This window comes from Sphingomonas sp. Ell38C01 (assembly GCF_055231975.1).
The window spans coordinates 1,587,511-1,604,324 of sequence record NZ_JBUYVA010000001.1 but is presented as its reverse complement, the minus strand read 5'-3'; the positions used below and the strand labels follow the sequence as shown (position 1 = coordinate 1,604,324).

Annotated in this window: 15 protein-coding genes; 8 read left to right on the top strand and 7 right to left on the bottom strand. The window is 68.5% G+C overall.

What is annotated here, in order from left to right; genetic code table 11:
* The first annotated feature begins 60 nt into the window (after nucleotides 1–60).
* The 3 genes from ACV7NO_RS07560 to ACV7NO_RS07550 all read left to right on the top strand — a co-directional run bounded on the left by ACV7NO_RS07560 (nucleotide 61) and on the right by ACV7NO_RS07550 (nucleotide 3,232).
* Nucleotides 61–900 (top strand): sulfurtransferase, encoded by an 840-nt coding sequence (locus tag ACV7NO_RS07560; protein ID WP_463405392.1) that lies wholly within the window; start codon nucleotides 61–63, stop codon nucleotides 898–900.
* Entirely contained in the window at nucleotides 897–2,096 is a 1,200-nt protein-coding gene (gene metC, locus ACV7NO_RS07555) for a cystathionine beta-lyase (RefSeq protein WP_463405391.1), read from the top strand. Before ACV7NO_RS07560 ends, metC begins: the two co-directional genes overlap by 4 nt.
* A 293-nt stretch (nucleotides 2,097–2,389) precedes the next feature.
* Complete coding sequence (locus tag ACV7NO_RS07550) at nucleotides 2,390–3,232, top strand: TorF family putative porin (protein ID WP_463405390.1); 843 nt, start codon at nucleotides 2,390–2,392, stop codon at nucleotides 3,230–3,232.
* A 218-nt stretch (nucleotides 3,233–3,450) separates the two neighbouring features.
* Here the strand turns inward: ACV7NO_RS07550 and ACV7NO_RS07545 are convergent, their stop codons facing one another.
* From ACV7NO_RS07545 to ACV7NO_RS07515, 7 genes are all read right to left on the bottom strand, one after another.
* Nucleotides 3,451–3,921, bottom strand: a complete 471-nt coding sequence (locus ACV7NO_RS07545) for a DUF3035 domain-containing protein (RefSeq protein ID WP_463405389.1) — start codon at nucleotides 3,919–3,921, stop codon at nucleotides 3,451–3,453.
* The gene (lspA, locus tag ACV7NO_RS07540; RefSeq protein WP_463405388.1) at nucleotides 3,914–4,420 is read right to left on the bottom strand and encodes a signal peptidase II; all 507 of its coding nucleotides are present in this window, start codon (nucleotides 4,418–4,420) and stop codon (nucleotides 3,914–3,916) included. Before lspA ends, ACV7NO_RS07545 begins: the two co-directional genes overlap by 8 nt.
* The gene (ileS, locus tag ACV7NO_RS07535) at nucleotides 4,417–7,368 is read right to left on the bottom strand and encodes an isoleucine--tRNA ligase (protein WP_463405387.1); all 2,952 of its coding nucleotides are present in this window, start codon (nucleotides 7,366–7,368) and stop codon (nucleotides 4,417–4,419) included. Before ileS ends, lspA begins: the two co-directional genes overlap by 4 nt.
* Nucleotides 7,369–7,395: 27 nt before the next feature.
* On the bottom strand, nucleotides 7,396–8,310 hold the full coding sequence (locus tag ACV7NO_RS07530) for a bifunctional riboflavin kinase/FAD synthetase (protein ID WP_463405386.1): 915 nt from the start codon (nucleotides 8,308–8,310) through the stop codon (nucleotides 7,396–7,398).
* A gap of 153 nt (nucleotides 8,311–8,463) precedes the next feature.
* Complete coding sequence (locus ACV7NO_RS07525; RefSeq protein WP_463405385.1) at nucleotides 8,464–8,931, bottom strand: dihydrofolate reductase; 468 nt, start codon at nucleotides 8,929–8,931, stop codon at nucleotides 8,464–8,466.
* Between the two features lie 7 nt (nucleotides 8,932–8,938).
* Nucleotides 8,939–9,061: a hypothetical protein gene (locus tag ACV7NO_RS07520; protein WP_463405384.1), complete on the bottom strand. Its 123-nt coding sequence runs from the start codon at nucleotides 9,059–9,061 to the stop codon at nucleotides 8,939–8,941.
* 70 nt (nucleotides 9,062–9,131) lie between these two features.
* Nucleotides 9,132–10,514 (bottom strand): helix-turn-helix domain-containing protein, encoded by a 1,383-nt coding sequence (locus ACV7NO_RS07515; protein ID WP_463405383.1) that lies wholly within the window; start codon nucleotides 10,512–10,514, stop codon nucleotides 9,132–9,134.
* A 170-nt stretch (nucleotides 10,515–10,684) separates the two neighbouring features.
* Between ACV7NO_RS07515 and ACV7NO_RS07510 the strand changes: the two genes are divergently transcribed.
* From ACV7NO_RS07510 to ACV7NO_RS07490, 5 genes are all read left to right on the top strand, one after another.
* Nucleotides 10,685–10,840, top strand: coding sequence for a hypothetical protein (locus ACV7NO_RS07510; RefSeq protein WP_463405382.1), 156 nt, complete (start codon nucleotides 10,685–10,687; stop codon nucleotides 10,838–10,840).
* A 104-nt stretch (nucleotides 10,841–10,944) separates the two neighbouring features.
* Nucleotides 10,945–12,540, top strand: coding sequence for an isocitrate lyase (locus ACV7NO_RS07505; RefSeq protein ID WP_463405381.1), 1,596 nt, complete (start codon nucleotides 10,945–10,947; stop codon nucleotides 12,538–12,540).
* A 383-nt stretch (nucleotides 12,541–12,923) separates the two neighbouring features.
* On the top strand, nucleotides 12,924–13,232 hold the full coding sequence (locus ACV7NO_RS07500; RefSeq protein WP_463405380.1) for a DUF485 domain-containing protein: 309 nt from the start codon (nucleotides 12,924–12,926) through the stop codon (nucleotides 13,230–13,232).
* Entirely contained in the window at nucleotides 13,229–14,920 is a 1,692-nt protein-coding gene (locus tag ACV7NO_RS07495) for a cation acetate symporter (protein WP_463405379.1), read from the top strand. The genes ACV7NO_RS07500 and ACV7NO_RS07495 overlap by 4 nt, the downstream gene beginning before the upstream one ends.
* A 67-nt stretch (nucleotides 14,921–14,987) precedes the next feature.
* Nucleotides 14,988–16,790: a DUF885 domain-containing protein gene (locus tag ACV7NO_RS07490; RefSeq protein WP_463405378.1), complete on the top strand. Its 1,803-nt coding sequence runs from the start codon at nucleotides 14,988–14,990 to the stop codon at nucleotides 16,788–16,790.
* Nucleotides 16,791–16,814 lie beyond the last annotated feature (24 nt).

Below are 16,814 nucleotides of genomic sequence, written 5' to 3'. Positions count from 1 at the left end.
CGCCCCGAAACGCGACCACCCCCCTTCCGCCCCGAGCGCGCCCGAGGTAGCAAGCCCGCCATGACCCCACTCGTCACCCCGGCATGGCTCGCCGCCGAACACGGCGCGCGCGACCTGCGCATCGTCGACGCAACCTACGTCCTGCCCGGCGACGCGCGCGACCCGCGTGCGGAGTTCGAGGCCGCACACATCCCCGGCGCCGTCTTCCTCGACCTCGCCGAGATCGCGGACTCGACCAGCGACCTCCCCTCGATGCTCCCCCCGCCGGAGAAGTTCGCCAGCCGCATGCAGGCGCTCGGCCTCGGCGACGGCACCCGCATCGTCCTCTACGACACGTCTCCGCTCCACAGCGCCGCGCGCGCCTGGGTGATGCTCCGCAGCTTCGGCATCCCCGACGTCGCGATCCTCGACGGCGGCCTCGCGCGCTGGCAGGCGGAGGGCCACGCGGTCGAGGCGGGCACCCCCACCCCGCGCCCGCGCCACCTCACCCCGCGAACGCGCGGCGCGCACATCCGCGACCTCGCCGCGATGCGCGCCAACCTCGACACCCGCGCCGAACAGGTCGTCGACGCGCGCGGCTCCGCGCGGTTCGCGGGCGAGGAACCCGAGCCCCGCCCCGGCACCGACGCCGGCCACATCCCGGGCGCGAAGAACCTCCACTATGCGAAGCTTTTCGAAGCCGACGGCAGCTGGAAACAGGGCAACGCCTTGCGCGCCGCCTTCGCCGAGGCGGGGGTCGATCCCGGGCAGCCGATCGTCGCCACCTGCGGCTCGGGCATCACCGCGTCGATCGTCGCGTTCGCCGCGCACCTGCTCGGCACCGACGCCGCGGTCTATGACGGCAGCTGGGCCGAATGGGGCGCCGACGCCACCACTCCCAAGGCGAAAGGCCGCGCATGACCGACCATAGCGACCGCGATCTTGCACCCCGCACCCGAATCGTTGCCGCCGGCCGCCGCAAGGAATGGACCGCGGGCGTCGTCAACACCCCCGTCTGGCGCGCCTCGACGATCCTCTACGATTCGGTCGATCACCTCCGCCGCACCGGCGCGAAGGACACGCACCACACGCTTTTCTACGGCCGCCGCGGCACCCCCACCCAGTGGAGCTTGGCCGATGCGCTCACCAGCCTCGAACCCGGCGCGGAGGCGACCTTCCTCTACCCCTCGGGCGTCGCCGCGATCGCCGCCGCGCTGCTCACCGTGCTGTCGCCGGGCGACGAGTTGCTGCTGGTCGACAGCGCCTATGATCCCACGCGCGGGCTCGCGACCGGGCTGCTCGCGCGGCTAGGCATCACGACGCGTTTCTACGATCCGCTGATCGGTGCTGGCATCGCGGACCTGATCGGCGACCACACCCGCGCGATCCTGATGGAAAGCCCCGGCAGCCTCACCTTCGAGGTGCAGGACATCCCCGCGATCGTCGCCGCCGCGAAGGCTCGCGGCGTCGCCACGCTGCTCGACAACACCTGGGCCACCCCGCTGCGCTTTCCCGCGATCGCGCACGGCATCGACTACACGATCCTCGCCTGCACGAAATATGTCGTCGGCCACAGCGACGTGATGCTCGGCTCGGTCACCGCCGCCGAGGGCCGGTTCGCTCCCTTGCGCGACACCAGCTTCCAGCTCGGGCAGGTCGCCAGCCCTGACGATTGCTGGCTCGGCAGCCGCGGCCTGCGTACGATGGCGATCCGGCTCGACCAGCACGAGGCGAGCGCGCTGCGCATCGCACGCTGGCTCGCCGATCATCCCGCGGTCGCGCGCGTCCTCCACCCCGCGCTCGCCGCCTGCCCCGGCCACGACGTCTTCGTGCGCGACTTCTCGGGGTCTACGGGGCTGTTTTCCTTCGTCCTCGACGGCGGCGGCGACGCCGCGCGCACCGCGCTGATCGACGCGCTCGCGCTGTTCGGGATCGGCTATAGCTGGGGCGGCTATGAAAGCCTCGTCGTCCCCGTCGATCCGCACCGCCACCGCAGCGCGACCACCCCCGACTTCGCCGGCCCGCTCGTTCGCCTCCAGATCGGCCTCGAAGACCCCGCCGACCTGATCGCAGACCTCGACCAGGCACTCACCCGCTTCGTCGCAGCCCGCGGCTGAAGCTCCTCCCCGACACGGGGAGGGGGACCCTCCGCAGAATGGTGGAGGGGGGATGCGCAACCGGACCGATACCCGCCGCCCCCTCCTTTGCCTACCAGGACCGCCCCCACTGTGGCGCAATCGCAACGATCGTGCGCTTTCGGCACATCGCCCACCAAGAATGCCTTGTGCACCGCAACACTCGTGCGCCATGAAGCGGCTCTGTCACGAAGACCGCACGAGGGGCTCGCCCCTGACAGATGCGGCGCCGGACGGAAATGCAGGAGCGGACATCGACCTTTGAAAGGGATACGATGCGCTTCACCACTGTTCTCGCCGGCGGGCTCGCGCTCGCCTCCGCCACCCCTGCGTTCGCGCAGGACACGGCACCGCCTCCCGCCGTCACCGTCACCGGTTCGGCCGGCATCTATTCCGACTATCGCCTGCGTGGCGTGTCGCAGTCCGACAAGAACGGCGCAGTTCAGGCCAGCCTGACGATCGCGCACGAAAGCGGCCTCTACATCGGCACGTTCGGCTCCAACCTGTCCGGCTGGGGTACGTTCGGCGGCGCCAATGTCGAGCTCGATGCGATCGCGGGCTACAAGCACACCTTCGGCTCGGCCACCGTCGACGGCGGCGTCACCTGGTACACGTATCCGGGCGGCTTCTCGGAGAGCGACGTCGTCGAATTCTACGGCAAGCTGTCGGGCACCTATGGCCCCGCCACGCTCACCGCGGGCGTGTTCTACGCGCCGACGCAGACCTCGCTGGGACGCATCTTCAACAACGCGACTGACGCGGGCAACGGTATCGCGCGCAATCCCAAGCGCTGGGACAACCTTTACCTGACCGGCGACAGCTCGATCGCGGTCCCAGGCCTGCCGATCCCGCTGACCGCGCGCGCGCATATCGGCTATTCGAAGGGCAATCCCGGCCTCGGCCCCAACGGCACCAGCCTGGCGCCGACCGGCGAATACTGGGACTGGAACGCCGGCGTCGACTGGAACTTCTACAAGAACCTGACGCTCAGCGCGACCTATGTCGACACCGACATCGGCGCACGCGAGAGCTTTTACCTCGCCCCCAACTTCCGCAAGACGAGCGGCGGGCTGATCTCGGACCCCACCGTGGTGTTCTCGCTCACCGCCGCATTCTGATCGCGCCACGCTGACGAAAAGGGGGGCGGCACCACATCGGTGCCGCCCCCCTTTTCGTGCCCTTCACGGACGCCGGAAGTACCGCGTCCGATCTCTCGCACACCCTCTAACCGTTCGGGCCGAGCCTGTCGAAGCCCTGCCCTTCTTCCTTCTCGCCCGCCGAAAGGAAAGACATCCCTCCGACAGGCCAAGGACCAGCAAGGCTCCGATACGTCAGCTCACTTCGGTGCAGGCGTCGGCGTCGCAGCAGGCGCCGGCGCAGCCCCCGCCGGCTTCGGCACATTGGTCGTCGCCCGCGCGTCCTGCCCGTCGCCCTCGGGCGCCGCGACGATGTCGCGCGTGGTCGAACCCTTGTCGACCACGTTGGTGTCGGGATCGCCCACCGCCGAGCGCACGCCCATATCCGCGGTATCGTCGCCCGCCTGGTTGAGCGCTGCGCGCTCCGCGGTACTGCGCGCGGTGTTGCCGCCGAACAGCGCGTCGAGCGCCTGCCGGCTCGGGTCCGCGCCCTGCACGCGCGCCGCGCCCGGCGTCGGCGGGACCAGCGCGAAATCGGGCGGGATCACAAGCGGGGCCTGCCGCGCCACCGCGAACTCGTCGGGCCGCGCGCGATCGTATCCGCTCTTCCCGCAGCCGGACAGCAGCGCCACACCGATCAGCGCCACCGCGACGCCAGACACCTTACGCATTCCCATTCTCCAAAACCTTGGGGGCCTTATCGCGGATCAGCAGCGCGCGCACCAGCAGGATCAGCACCCCGATCGTAATCGCGGCATCGGCGACGTTGAACACCAGGAACGGCCGCCACTCGCCGAAATGCAGGTCGGCATAGTCGATGACGTATCCCAGCCGGATCCGGTCGACGATGTTGCCCAGCGCACCGCCCAGCACCAGCCCCAGCGCCGCGCGATCCGCGGACTTCGGCTCGCGCCACATCCACACCGCCACGCCCGCCGCGATCGCGCCGGTGAACGCGACCAGGATCCACCGCATCACTGTCGTCTCCGCACGCAGCAGCCCCAGCGACACGCCGACATTCTGCACGAAGCGCAGGTCGAACACCGGCAGCAGCCGGATCTCCGCGCCCAGATAGTCGAGCCCCAGCGGCCCGGTGACGATCCACTTCACCAACTGGTCCGCCGCGAACACCGCCAGTGCGATCGCCAGCGCCTGCCTCGGCGCGCTCACGCGACAACCTCCGCACAACGCCCGCACAACGCGCCGTCCTCGGTTACATCAGGCAGGTGCCGCCAGCAGCGGCCGCATTTGTGGAAGTCCGTCCGCGTCACCTCGACGCTATCACCCGAAGAGACCTTCGCCACGATGAACAGCTCCGCCAGCGCCTCGGCGGACAGCGGCATCTCGGGCACCGACACCTCGGCCTCCAGGCTGGAGCGCACCGTCTTCGCACGTCGCAGCGGCTCGATCGCCTCGGTCACCCGCTCGCGCAGGCGCCGCACCTCCAGCCAACGGCCTGCGATATCCTCCGCCCCTGCCTTGGGCAGTTCGGGCCATTCGAGGAAATGCACCGACGAGTCTTCGCCCGGATAGCGCGCCTGCCACACCTCCTCGCAGGTGAAGACCAGGATCGGCGCCGCCCAGCGCACCAGCGCATGGAACAGCACGTCGAGCACCGTCCGGTACGCCCGCCGCTTCATGTCCGAAGGCGCGTCGCAATACAGCGAGTCCTTCCTCACGTCGAAGAAGAACGCCGACAGATCCTCGTTCGCGAAGTCGGTCAGCAGCCGCAGATACCGCCCGAACTCATAGCCTTGCGCGGCGTCCTTCAACTGCCCGTCAAGCGCGCGCGCCAGATGGAGCACGTATCGCTCCAGCTCGGGCATGTCCGCCACCGCCACCCGTTCGGCGTCGTCGAACCCGTCGAGCGCGCCGAGCAGATAGCGGAACGTATTGCGCAGCTTGCGGTACGCATCGGACGCGGTCGACAGCACTTCCTTGCCGATCCGCACGTCCTCGAAATAATCGGTCGAGGCGACCCACATCCGCAGGATGTCCGCCCCGCTCTCGCCGATGATCTTGAGCGGATCGACGACGTTGCCGAGCGACTTCGACATCTTGCGCCCCTGCCCGTCGAGCGCGAACCCGTGCGTCAGCACCGCCTCGTACGGCGCCCGCCCGCGCGTCCCCGACGATTCGAGCAGCGACGACTGGAACCACCCGCGATGCTGGTCCGACCCCTCGACATACAGGTCCGCGCGAACGCCCTCGCCGTACCGCGCCTCGACGGTGAACACATGCGTGCAGCCCGAATCGAACCAGACGTCGAGAATGTCCTTCTGCGGCTCATAGTCGGCGAGATCGTACGCCTCACCCAGGAACGCCTGGTGATCCGCGGTGAACCACGCGTCCGCCCCGCCTTCGCGAAACGCCGCAACGATACGCGCGTTGACGCTGGAATCGTTGAGATACTGCCCCGTCGCACGGTGCACATAGAGCGCGATCGGCACCCCCCATGCGCGCTGGCGCGAAATCACCCAGTCCGGGCGCCCCTCCACCATCGACCGAATCCGGTTCTCCGCCCGCGCCGGCACCCACTGCGTCCGCTCGATCGCGTCCAGCGCGATCTGGCGCAGGGTGGGCGCGTTGCCTGCCCCCCCTCCCGCTTGCGGGAGGGGGCCGGGGGGTGGGCTCGCGGTCTCATGCGTCGTAACGTCGGAAACCGGGAGCCCACCCCCAGCCCCTCCCGCGAGCGGGAGGGGAGCAGAAGTGTCCATCGGGATGAACCACTGCGGCGTCGCGCGGAAGATCACCTTCGCCTTCGACCGCCACGAATGGGGATAGCTGTGCCTGAAATCGTCCGACGCCGCCAGCAACGCCCCCGCCGCACGCAGGTCCGAACAGATCGGCCCGTCCGCGCTCACGAACTTCTTGTTGATGACCGAGCCCTGCCCGCCCAGCCACGCCCAGTCGTCGCGATACATCCCCGCGCCATCGACCGCGAAGACCGGCTCGATCCCGTGCTCCTTGCACAGCGCGAAATCGTCCTCGCCATGATCCGGCGCCATATGCACGAGCCCCGTGCCCGCATCGGTCGTGACGAAGTCGCCGGGCAAGAACGGACGCGGCTTAGCGAAGAACCCGCCAAGATGGTGCATTGGGTGGCGGGCAGTTGCGCCGTTAAGGCGGTTGCCTTCGAAGCCTTCGCCCTGCTCCACAATCTGCCAAGCATTTTGTTCAAGCACGTCTTTCTTGAAAACCGCTACTCTGTCTTCCGCGATCAAAACGATTTTACGGTTGGGCAACGGCAATACGGGAGCAGGCTTATCGGGCGAGACGAACGGCGGCAGCGTCGCCTTCTCGATCGTCAGCAAAAGATACCGAAGCTCCGCCCCATAGCTCAGTGCCTGGTTCACCGGAATCGTCCACGGCGTCGTCGTCCAGATCACCGCATGTGCGCCGACCAGCTCCGGCGCGTTCGGCGCATCGACGATCTCGAACGCGACGTCGATCTGGGTCGACACCACGTCCTCATATTCCACCTCCGCCTCGGCCAGCGCGGTCTTCTCGACCGGCGACCACATCACCGGCTTGGCTCCACGATACAGCTGGCCGCTCTCCGCGAACTTCAGCAACTCGCCGACGATCGTCGCCTCGGCGTCGTATTTCATCGTCAGGTACGGATCGGCCCAGTCGCCCATCACGCCCAGCCGCTGGAACTCCGCCTTCTGCACGTCGACCCACTTGTCGGCGTACGCGCGGCACTCCGCGCGGAACTGGTCGACGGGCACGTCGTCCTTGTTCAGCTTCTTCGCGCGATACGCTTCCTCGACCTTCCACTCGATCGGCAGGCCGTGGCAGTCCCAGCCCGGCACGTACGGCGCGTCATAGCCCATCAGCGATCGACTGCGGACGATCACGTCCTTCAGCACCTTGTTCATCGCATGGCCCATATGGATGTCGCCATTGGCATAGGGCGGGCCGTCGTGAAGGATGAAGCGCTTCCTGCCCGCACGCTGCTCGCGCAGCCGGTCGTACACCCCGATCCGCGCCCAGCGCTCCAGGATCGCGGGCTCCTTGGCGGCGAGCCCCGCCTTCATCGGAAAATCGGTCTTCGGCAGGAAGACGGTGTCGCGCCAGTCGGTCTTGGCGTCGCGCTGTTCGGGTGTGTCGGTCATCAGACCGAGCGCCTTAGCGAAGCGCGACTAGCGCAGCAACGCCCGCGCCCGATCGCAATCCGCCGCCATCTGCGCCTGCAAAGCCTCCAGCGAGTCGAACTTCGCCTCCGCGCGCAGATACTCGACCAACGCCACCTCGATCACCTGCCCGTACAGATCCCCCGAAAAGTCGAAGAAATACGGCTCCAGCAGTTCCTTGGGTGGATCGAAGGTCGGACGGATCCCCAGATTCGCCGCGCCGTCCAGAACGCGCCCGTCCGCCAGCGTCCCGCGCACCGCATAGATCCCGTAGGCCGGGCGCAGATACATCCCCATGTCGACGTTCGCGGTCGGATAGCCGATCTCGCGCCCCAGCTTGTCGCCATGCTGCACCACGCCGCGAATCGCGAACGGCCGCGTCAGCAGCCGCGCCGCGCCCTGCGGATCGCCGCCACGCAGCGCATCGCGAATCCGCGTCGACGACACCGCCTCGCCGTCCAGCGTCACTGCGCCCACCGTTTCCGCCGAAAGACGCGCATCCGCCGCCAGCATCGCGACCGTCCCGCCCTTGCGGTGCCCGAAAGTGAAGTCCTCGCCCGTTACGACACCGGCCGCGCGCAGGCATCCGATCAGCCGTTCCTCGACGAACTCTGCCGCGGACAGCGCCGCCAGATCGCCGTCGAACCGGAACACCACCATCGCATCGACCCCCGCCGCCGCGAACAGCGCCTCGCGCTGGTCCAGCGTCGTCAGCCGGAACGGCGGCGTATCGGGGCGGAAGTGGCGCACCGGGTGCGGATCGAACGTCGCGACCAGCGCCGGCCTCCCCTCCGCCCGCGCCCGCGCGACCGCGCGCCCGACCACCGCCTGGTGCCCGAGGTGGAATCCATCGAAATTGCCGAGCGCGACGATGCCCCCCGCCAGATGCGCGGGCACCACCGAGCCGCCGTCCACGCGCTCCATGGTTTCGCGCCTTACGGACGCGGAAGCGGTCGGGCAATGGGGCTCGCCTTCGCTGGCCCCTGCCTCCGTTCGGGCTGAGCTTGTCGAAGTCCGGCCCGCACCACGATCCGTGGGCCGCCCTTCGACAAGCTCAGCCCGAACGGTTCACGGAATTCAGTCCCGAACCAACGTCACGAATGCATATCCCGGCCGCCCTTCTGCCGCCACGAACTCATCCCGCGCCACCTCGCGCCACCCGACGAACCCCGGCACCACCGCATCCCCTTCCGGCGCCGCATGCACCTCGGTCAACTCCACCCGATCCGCCCGGTCGAGGAACAGCGCGAACACCTCCGCCCCCCCGATCACCGCGACATCGTCTCCCGCCAGCGCCAGCGCCTCCTCGACCGAATGCGCCACCTCCGCACCCGCCGCGCTCCAGCCGCGATCCCGCGTCAGCACGATATGCCGCCGCCCCGGCAGCGGCGCTGGGAAGCTCTCGAACGTCTTGCGCCCCATCACCATCGCACGCCCTAGCGTCTGCGCCTTGAAGCGCTTCAGGTCGGCCGGCAGGTGCCACGGCAGCGCGCCGTCGCGCCCGATCACGCCGTTGTCGGCGCGCGCGAGATGGAAGGTAATCATCGCTTCGCTATGCCTTGCCCGCCACGCCGGGGCCAGCCGCTACCGCCACCCGCGGTGGCGGCGTCTCCAGCCATTGCAGCACCGCCGCGCAGAAGGTGGCGACGACGACCGTCACGATCAGATCCCGCATCTCGAACTCCCCGAACCATCTGACTACAGCCGTAGTCGAAGCGTACTGAACCCGAAATGAACATGTGTCGTCAGTCCGCGACGAATCCGAACGCCGACACCCCCCGCTCGCGTTCGTTGACCACCAGCGCCCGCCCTGCCGGCGGCGCGGAGCGTTGCGCGCACGCCCCGCGCAGGCACGCCCGGCACCCCAGCCCGATCGGCGTCGCCGGCCCCGCCGGATCGACCCCGCGCGCCGCCGAAAGCGCCCCCGCCTGCGCCGCCGCCACCCCCAGTCCGATCGCGAACTCCGCCGCGACGTCCCCCGCCACCCGCGCCTGCGGCTCCACCGTTCGCGACACCGTTAGCCAGCGCGCGCCGTCCTCCAGCTCGACCAGCTGCACCGCCGCCCGCCCCGGCCGGTCGAAGGCATGATGGAGCCGCCACAACGGGCACCGCCCCTCCGCCTCGACAAGGATCGCCCCGCTCGCGCCGCCATAGCGTTTCGACGATTGCCCCGCGCGATCGATACGGATCAGGAAGAACGGCAGCCCCCGCGCGCCCACCCGCTGCAACGTCGTCAGCCGGTGCGCGACCTGCTCATATCCCGCGCCGAACCGCCGCATCAGCAGGTCCAGATCATAGCCGCTCATCTCGCACGCGCGCAGGAAGCGGGCATAGGGCATCATCACCGCCGCCGCGAAATAGCTTGCCAGATGCCGCCGGAATAGCCGCTCCGCCGCGCGGTCCGCAAACCCCGCCCCGCGCGCCAGCGCCTCGATTTCCGCGCGCGCCTCGATCTGCGCCAGCTGGAACGCCACCGCGAACGTCCGCCCCGCGGGATCGAGCGTCTCGCTCAACTGCAACTGGCGCGCGTGCAGGTCCACCCGGCGCAGCAGATCGGGCATCACGTCGACGGGCAGGATCCGGATCGACAGCGCGTGCCGCACACGCAACCGCTCGACCATCGCGCCATACGCGTCGCCTGCGCCCAGCCGCAGTTCGTCCGCCAGCGCCTCCGCCGCCGCGTCGAGGTCCGCGAAATGGTTGCGCCACCGCTCGATCTCACGCCGCACGATCAGCGAGGGTTCGTCCGTCGCCACCGGCGCACTCCCGCCACCACCCCGGTCGAACGCGCGCGCGAACGCCTCCGCCCCGCCCGGCGCCGCCGCCAGCCACGCGTCGACCTCGTCGCGCTCCACCTCCAGGTCGGCGAACAGCGGGTCCGCCAGCCGCCGCTTGAGCGCGTCCGCCCCGCCCCCCGGCTCCCCCGCCGCCAGCGCGCGCGGATCGAAGTCGAACCGCTCAGCCAGCCGCACCAGCAGCGTCGCGGACACCGGCCGCTGGTTGCGCTCGATCAGGTTGAGATAGCTCGGCGACACCGCCAGCATCTCCGCCATCGCCGCCTGCGTCAGCCCCGCGCGCCGCCGCGCCCGCCGGATCGCGTGCCCGCCCATCAGTTTCCGGTCTGCCATCGACGATCCTGTAAAGACTTTACAAAATGACGAGGACAATCCCGCCTTTGCCGACCATAATACGCGAAACCCTGTCGATTTCGATACCGAATGCGCGATTCATTCGCTTATTCAACTCCCACCGGGCGGCGCTTCAGCCATCGCCGCCCGCACCGACAGGAGAGTTCATCATGACCACCGAACCGCAGCGCAGCCGCGCCGTCTTCTCGACCGAGGACTTCGGGCTGATGAAGGAAGCCGTCGCGCACTACACCAAGGTGATCGCCGACAAGCCCGAGAGCGTGAAGTTCTCCAACCTCTATCACCGTCTCGGCCGCCTGAGCTGAACCCGTTTTCCAGTTCCTGGGGAGGAAGGGTGTCCGCCGGTACGCAACACGCGTCCGGCGGACATTTCCCGCACCCCGCACACGTATATGAAGGACCCGCACTCGTGACCTACCAGGACAAGATCGCCCGCACCGGGCAGCTCATCGGCAGCTATCAGGGCACCTGGGACGGGATCGACGCCGAGTCGGTGGCGCGGATCCAGGTCCAGAACCGCTTCCGCACAGGGCTCGATATCGCGAAGTACACCGCCAGCATCATGCGCCGCGACATGGCCGCCTACGATGCGGATCCGGCGAACTACACCCAGTCGCTCGGCTGCTGGCACGGGTTCATCGCGCAGCAGAAGATGATCTCGATCAAGAAGCATTTCGGCTCGACCAGGGGCCGCTACCTCTATCTTTCGGGCTGGATGGTCGCCGCGCTGCGCAGCGAATTCGGCCCGCTGCCCGACCAGTCGATGCATGAGAAGACGAGCGTGCCAGCGCTGATCGAGGAGCTCTACACCTTCCTCCGCCAGGCCGACGCGCGCGAGCTGGGCATGATGTTCCGCGATCTCGACAAGGCGCGCGAGACGGGCAACGAGATCGAAGTGCAGCGGCTGACGCAGGCGATCGACAATTACGAGACGCACGTCGTTCCCGTCATCGCGGACATCGACGCGGGCTTCGGCAATGCCGAGGCGACCTACCTCCTCGCGCGCAAGATGATCGAGGCGGGCGCCTGTGCGCTCCAGATCGAGAACCAGGTCAGCGACGAGAAGCAGTGCGGGCATCAGGACGGCAAGGTCACCGTCCCGCACGAGGACTTCCTCGCGAAGGTCCGCGCGTGCCGCTATGCGTTCCTCGAGCTCGGCATCGACGACGGCATCATCGTCACGCGCACCGACTCGCTCGGCGCCGGTCTTACCAAGCAGATCGCGGTCAGCGAGACGCCCGGCGATCTCGGCGACCAGTATAATAGCTACCTCGACTGCGAGGAAGTCACCGACCTGTCGACGATCAACGGCGACGTCGTCATCAACCGCAACGGCGCGCTGATGAAGCCGAAGCGCCTGCCCTCGAACCTCTTCCAGTTCCGCGAGGGCACCGGCGCGGACCGTTGCGTGATGGACTGCATCGCCTCGCTCCAGCACGGCGCGGACCTGCTCTGGATCGAAACCGAGAAGCCGCACATCGAGCAGATCGCGTCGATGGTCGACCGGATCCGCGCGGTCATTCCCAACGCCAAGCTCGTCTACAACAACTCGCCCAGCTTCAACTGGACGTTGAACTTTCGCCAGCAAGTCTATGATGCCTGGGCAGAAGCCGGGAAGGACGTGTCCGCCTATGATCGCGCGCGCCTGATGTCGGTCGATTATGACGCCACCGACCTGGGTGCCGAGGCCGACGAGCGCATCCGCACATTCCAGCGCGATGCGGCGGCGCGGGCGGGAATCTTCCACCATCTCATCACGCTGCCGACCTATCACACCGCCGCGTTGTCGACCGACAATCTGGCGAAGGAGTATTTCGGCGACGCTGGGATGCTCGGCTACGTCAAGGGCGTCCAGCGCAAGGAGATCCGCGAGGGAATCGCCTGCGTGAAGCACCAGAACATGTCGGGCTCCGACATCGGCGACGACCACAAGGAGTATTTCGCGGGCGAGGCGGCGCTGAAGGCCGGCGGCGCGCACAACACGATGAACCAGTTCGCCGCGTGATCCCGTCCCAGCCGCAGCCATCAGGGCTGCGGCGCCCCCACGGCAAAACAATGCCGGAACTCGACGACGTGACAATGGACCGGACGCCCATCCGCCCGGCGTGACCGCCTCCACGGCAGTACCGACAGCGCGGTCGTCACCACCGCGAGCATGGCCTGCTCCGGCCCGGCGACACGATGGCGGCTGCCGCAATCCCGACGTTGCGCAGGGCCCGATTCCGGGGCGCATCGATCCCCTTCTGGCCTGTGTCCGGATCGGCAGCGGTCCGCGCCCTGCCGGCCTGCACATGTGCGCGACAACCATCTCGCATCCTTTGCTTGCGCTTTGCCGCAGGCTCCGCATGATGCCGCCCACGCGAGCCTGGACCGTGTGGGGGAGAGCGCATGACCACCGAAGACGCCGCGACGATCGCGCGCGATTCACGCTATATCGCGCTCGTGCGTCGCCGCGGGCGGTTTACCTGGGCGCTCAGCGTCGTGATATTCGGGGCCTATTTCGGGTTCGTCCTGCTAATCGCGTTCGACAAGGCGTTCCTCGCGCAGCCGATCGGCGCCGGGGTCACCTCGCTCGGGATCGTGCTCGGCTTCGCGCTCATCCTCCTCTCGATCGTGCTGACCGGCGTCTATGTCCGCGAGGCGAATCGCGCGTTCGACGGCCTCGTCGCCGATCTCGTCCGGGACTATCCGGCATGAGGCGTCTTTTCGCGCTCGCCGCCGCCCTCCTTATCCCGCTTCCCGCCGGGGCCGACGCGATCGCCGGGCAGGCGACGCGCCAGCCGACGAACTGGACCGCGATCGCCATGTTCGCGCTGTTCGCGGGCCTGACCCTGCTCATCACCCGCCGCGCCGCGCGCCGCACGCGCACCGCATCGGACTTCTACACCGCGGGCGGCGGCATCACCGGCTTCCAGAACGGCCTCGCGATCGCGGGCGACTATATGTCCGCGGCGTCGTTTCTCGGCATCTCGGCACAGATCTTCAACGACGGCTATGACGGGCTGATCTATTCGATCGGCTTCCTCGTCGGCTGGCCGATCATCCTGTTCCTGATGGCGGAGCGGCTGCGCAATCTCGGCCGGTTCACCTTCGCGGACGTCGCCGCGTTCCGCTTCGCACAGCCCCCGGTGCGCACCTTCGCTGCGATCAGCACGCTGGTCGTCGTGCTGTTCTACCTCATCGCACAGATGGTCGGCGCGGGGCAGCTCATCAAGCTGCTGTTCGGGCTCGATTATGCGTACGCGGTCGTCATCGTCGGCGTGCTGATGACCTTCTACGTCCTGTTCGGCGGGATGACCGCGACGACCTGGGTGCAGATCATCAAGGCCGTCCTCCTCCTCGGCAGCGCCACCTTCATGGCGAGCGTCGTCCTCTGGCAGTTCGGCTTCTCGCCGGAGGCGCTGTTCGCGCGCGCGGTCACGGTGAAGACCGATCTCGCCGCCGCCGCGGGCAACGCAGACCCCGCCATCGCGGGCCGATCGATCATGGGCCCGGGCAACTTCATCAAGGATCCCGTCAGCGCGATCTCGTTCGGCATGGCGCTGATGTTCGGCACCGCGGGGCTGCCGCACATCCTGATGCGCTTCTTCACCGTTCCCGACGCAAGGGCCGCGCGCAGCTCGGTGCTGTGGGCAACGGGGTGGATCGGCTATTTCTACCTGCTCACCTTCATCATCGGGTTCGGCGCGATCGTGCTGGTCGCGACCGATCCGGGCTATCTCGATCCCGCGGGCGGCCTTCGCGGTGGCGGCAACATGGCCGCCATCCACTTGGCACACGCGGTCGGCGGCAACCTGTTCCTCGGCTTCATCTCCGCGGTCGCGTTCGCCACGATCCTCGCGGTCGTCGCGGGGCTGACGCTGTCGGGCGCTTCGGCGGTCAGCCACGATCTCTACGCCACCGTGTTTCGCAAGGGCGCAGCCGACTCCGCGGCGGAGCTTCGCGTGTCGCGCCGCGCGGTCCTCGCGCTCGCGGTCGCCGCGATCCTGCTCGGCATCGTGTTCGAGAAGCAGAACGTCGCGTTCATGGTCAGCCTGGCCTTCGCGATCGCCGCGTCGAGCAACTTCCCCGTGCTGATCCTCTCGCTGCTCTGGAGCGGCTGCACCACGCGTGGGGTCGTCGCCGGCGGCGCCCTCGGACTGCTGCTCGCGCTCGTCCTCACGATCCTGTCGCCCGCGGTCTGGGTCACGATCCTCGGGCATGCGGTCGCGGTATTCCCCTATTCATCGCCCGCGATCTTCTCGATGCCAGCAGCGTTCGTTACGATCTGGCTCGTTTCGATTCTGGATCGATCCCCACGTGCCGCGGTCGACCGCGGCGGCTATGCCGCGCAGCGCGTTCGCGCGGAAACCGGGATCGGTGCCGACTCGGCTTCGTCGCATTGACGGGCACGGTCTGGCGGTCTTCGCGCCGCCGGGCTAGGTCCCGTTACGAATATCGGGAGCCAACATCATGGATCGTCGTCATTTCCTCGGCGGAGCCGCCGCCGCCGGCGCGCTCGCCGCGCTGCCTGTCAACGCCGCCCCGAACGACGCGGACTCGAAGCTGCGTGCCATGCTCGATCGCTTCTTCTACGCCCGCCTCGACACCTCCCCCGAACAGGCCACCCGCCTCGGCCTCGACACCGGCCCCCGCGCCGCGCTGAAGGCGAAGCTCGACGACGAATCCGCCGCCGCGCAGCGGCGCGCGCTCGCCGACGCGAAGCGCGAACTTGCCGAACTCCATCGCTTCCCCACCACCGGCCTCTCCGACGCGGGCAAGCTCGATTACGAGGTCGTCGCTTACCAGCTCACGCGCGCGGTCGCGGGCGCGGAGCGCTTCAGCTACGGCAACAGCCTCGGGCGGTTTGCGCCCTATGTCCTCAGCCAGCTGACCGGACCGTATCGCGACGTTCCCGACTTCCTCGAGTCGCAGGCCCGCGTCCGCGACGCCGCGGAGGCTGACGCCTATCTGGCGCGCCTCGCCGCCTTCCCCACGGCGCTCGACGACAGCACCGATCGCCAGCGCGCCGACGCCGCCCGCGGCGTGTTCGCGCCCGACTATATCCTCGACACCACGCTGAAACTCCTCGCCTCCGCGCGCGAGAAGCCGGCGGACCAGACGGTGATGGTCGCCACCTTCGCCGCCAAGCTGAAGGCAGCCAACCTCCCCGCAACGCACGTCGCCACCGCCACCCGCATCGTCGAGCAACAGGTCTTCCCAGCGCTCGATCGTCAGCGCACGCTGGTCGAGCAGCTGCGCACGAAAGCCGTCCATGATGCCGGCTGCTGGCGCCTGCCCGACGGAACGGCCTATTACGCCGCTGCCGCGGAGGCCGCGACGACGGTCGCGATGACGGGCGACGAGATCCACGAACTCGGCCTCGCGCAGGTCGCCGAAATCTCCGCTCGCATCGACACGATCCTGAAAGCCCAGGGCCTGACGCAGGGCACCGTCGGCCAGCGCCTCGTCGCGCTGAACGAGCGCCCCGACCAACTCTATCCCAACACCGATCCCGGCCGCGAGGCGCTGCTTGGGCAGCTCAACCGCCAGATCAAGGCGATGCAGGTTCGCTTGCCCGAAGCGTTCGCGACGCTACCCGCCGCCCCGGTCGAGGTCCGCCGCGTGCCGCCGACGATCCAGGCCGGCGCCCCCGGCGGCTATTACCAGAACGCCTCGCTCGACGGCTCGCGCCCTGCGATCTACTATATCAACCTGCGCGACACTTTCGATCGCCCGAAATTCGGCCTCGCCACGCTGACGCATCACGAAGCGGTACCCGGCCATCATCTCCAGGTCACGCTCGCGCTCGAAAGCACGCAGATCCCGCTGATCCGCCGCCGCGGCTTCTTCAGCGGCTATTCGGAAGGCTGGGCGCTCTATTCCGAACAGCTGGCGGACGAGATGGGGATGTATGAGGGCGATCCGCTCGGCCAGGTCGGCTATCTCCAGTCGTTGCTGTTCCGCGCCACCCGACTCGTCGTCGACAGCGGGATGCACGCCAAGCGCTGGAGTCGCGAGAAGGCGACCGACTATCTGATCGCCACGACCGGCATCGCACGCGGCCGCAGCCAGGGCGAGATCGACCGCTACACCGTCTGGCCCGGCCAGGCGTGCAGCTACAAGATCGGCCACACCGTGTGGACCCGCCTGCGAGACGAGGCGAAGGCGCGGCCGGGCTTCGACCTCAAGGCGTTCCACGACGTCCTGCTCCAGGGCGCAATGCCGCTGACCGTCCTGGAGCGCGTCGTCCGCAAGCGCTGGGAAATCACGTAAAACCGCGCGCGCGTGTGCCATCCA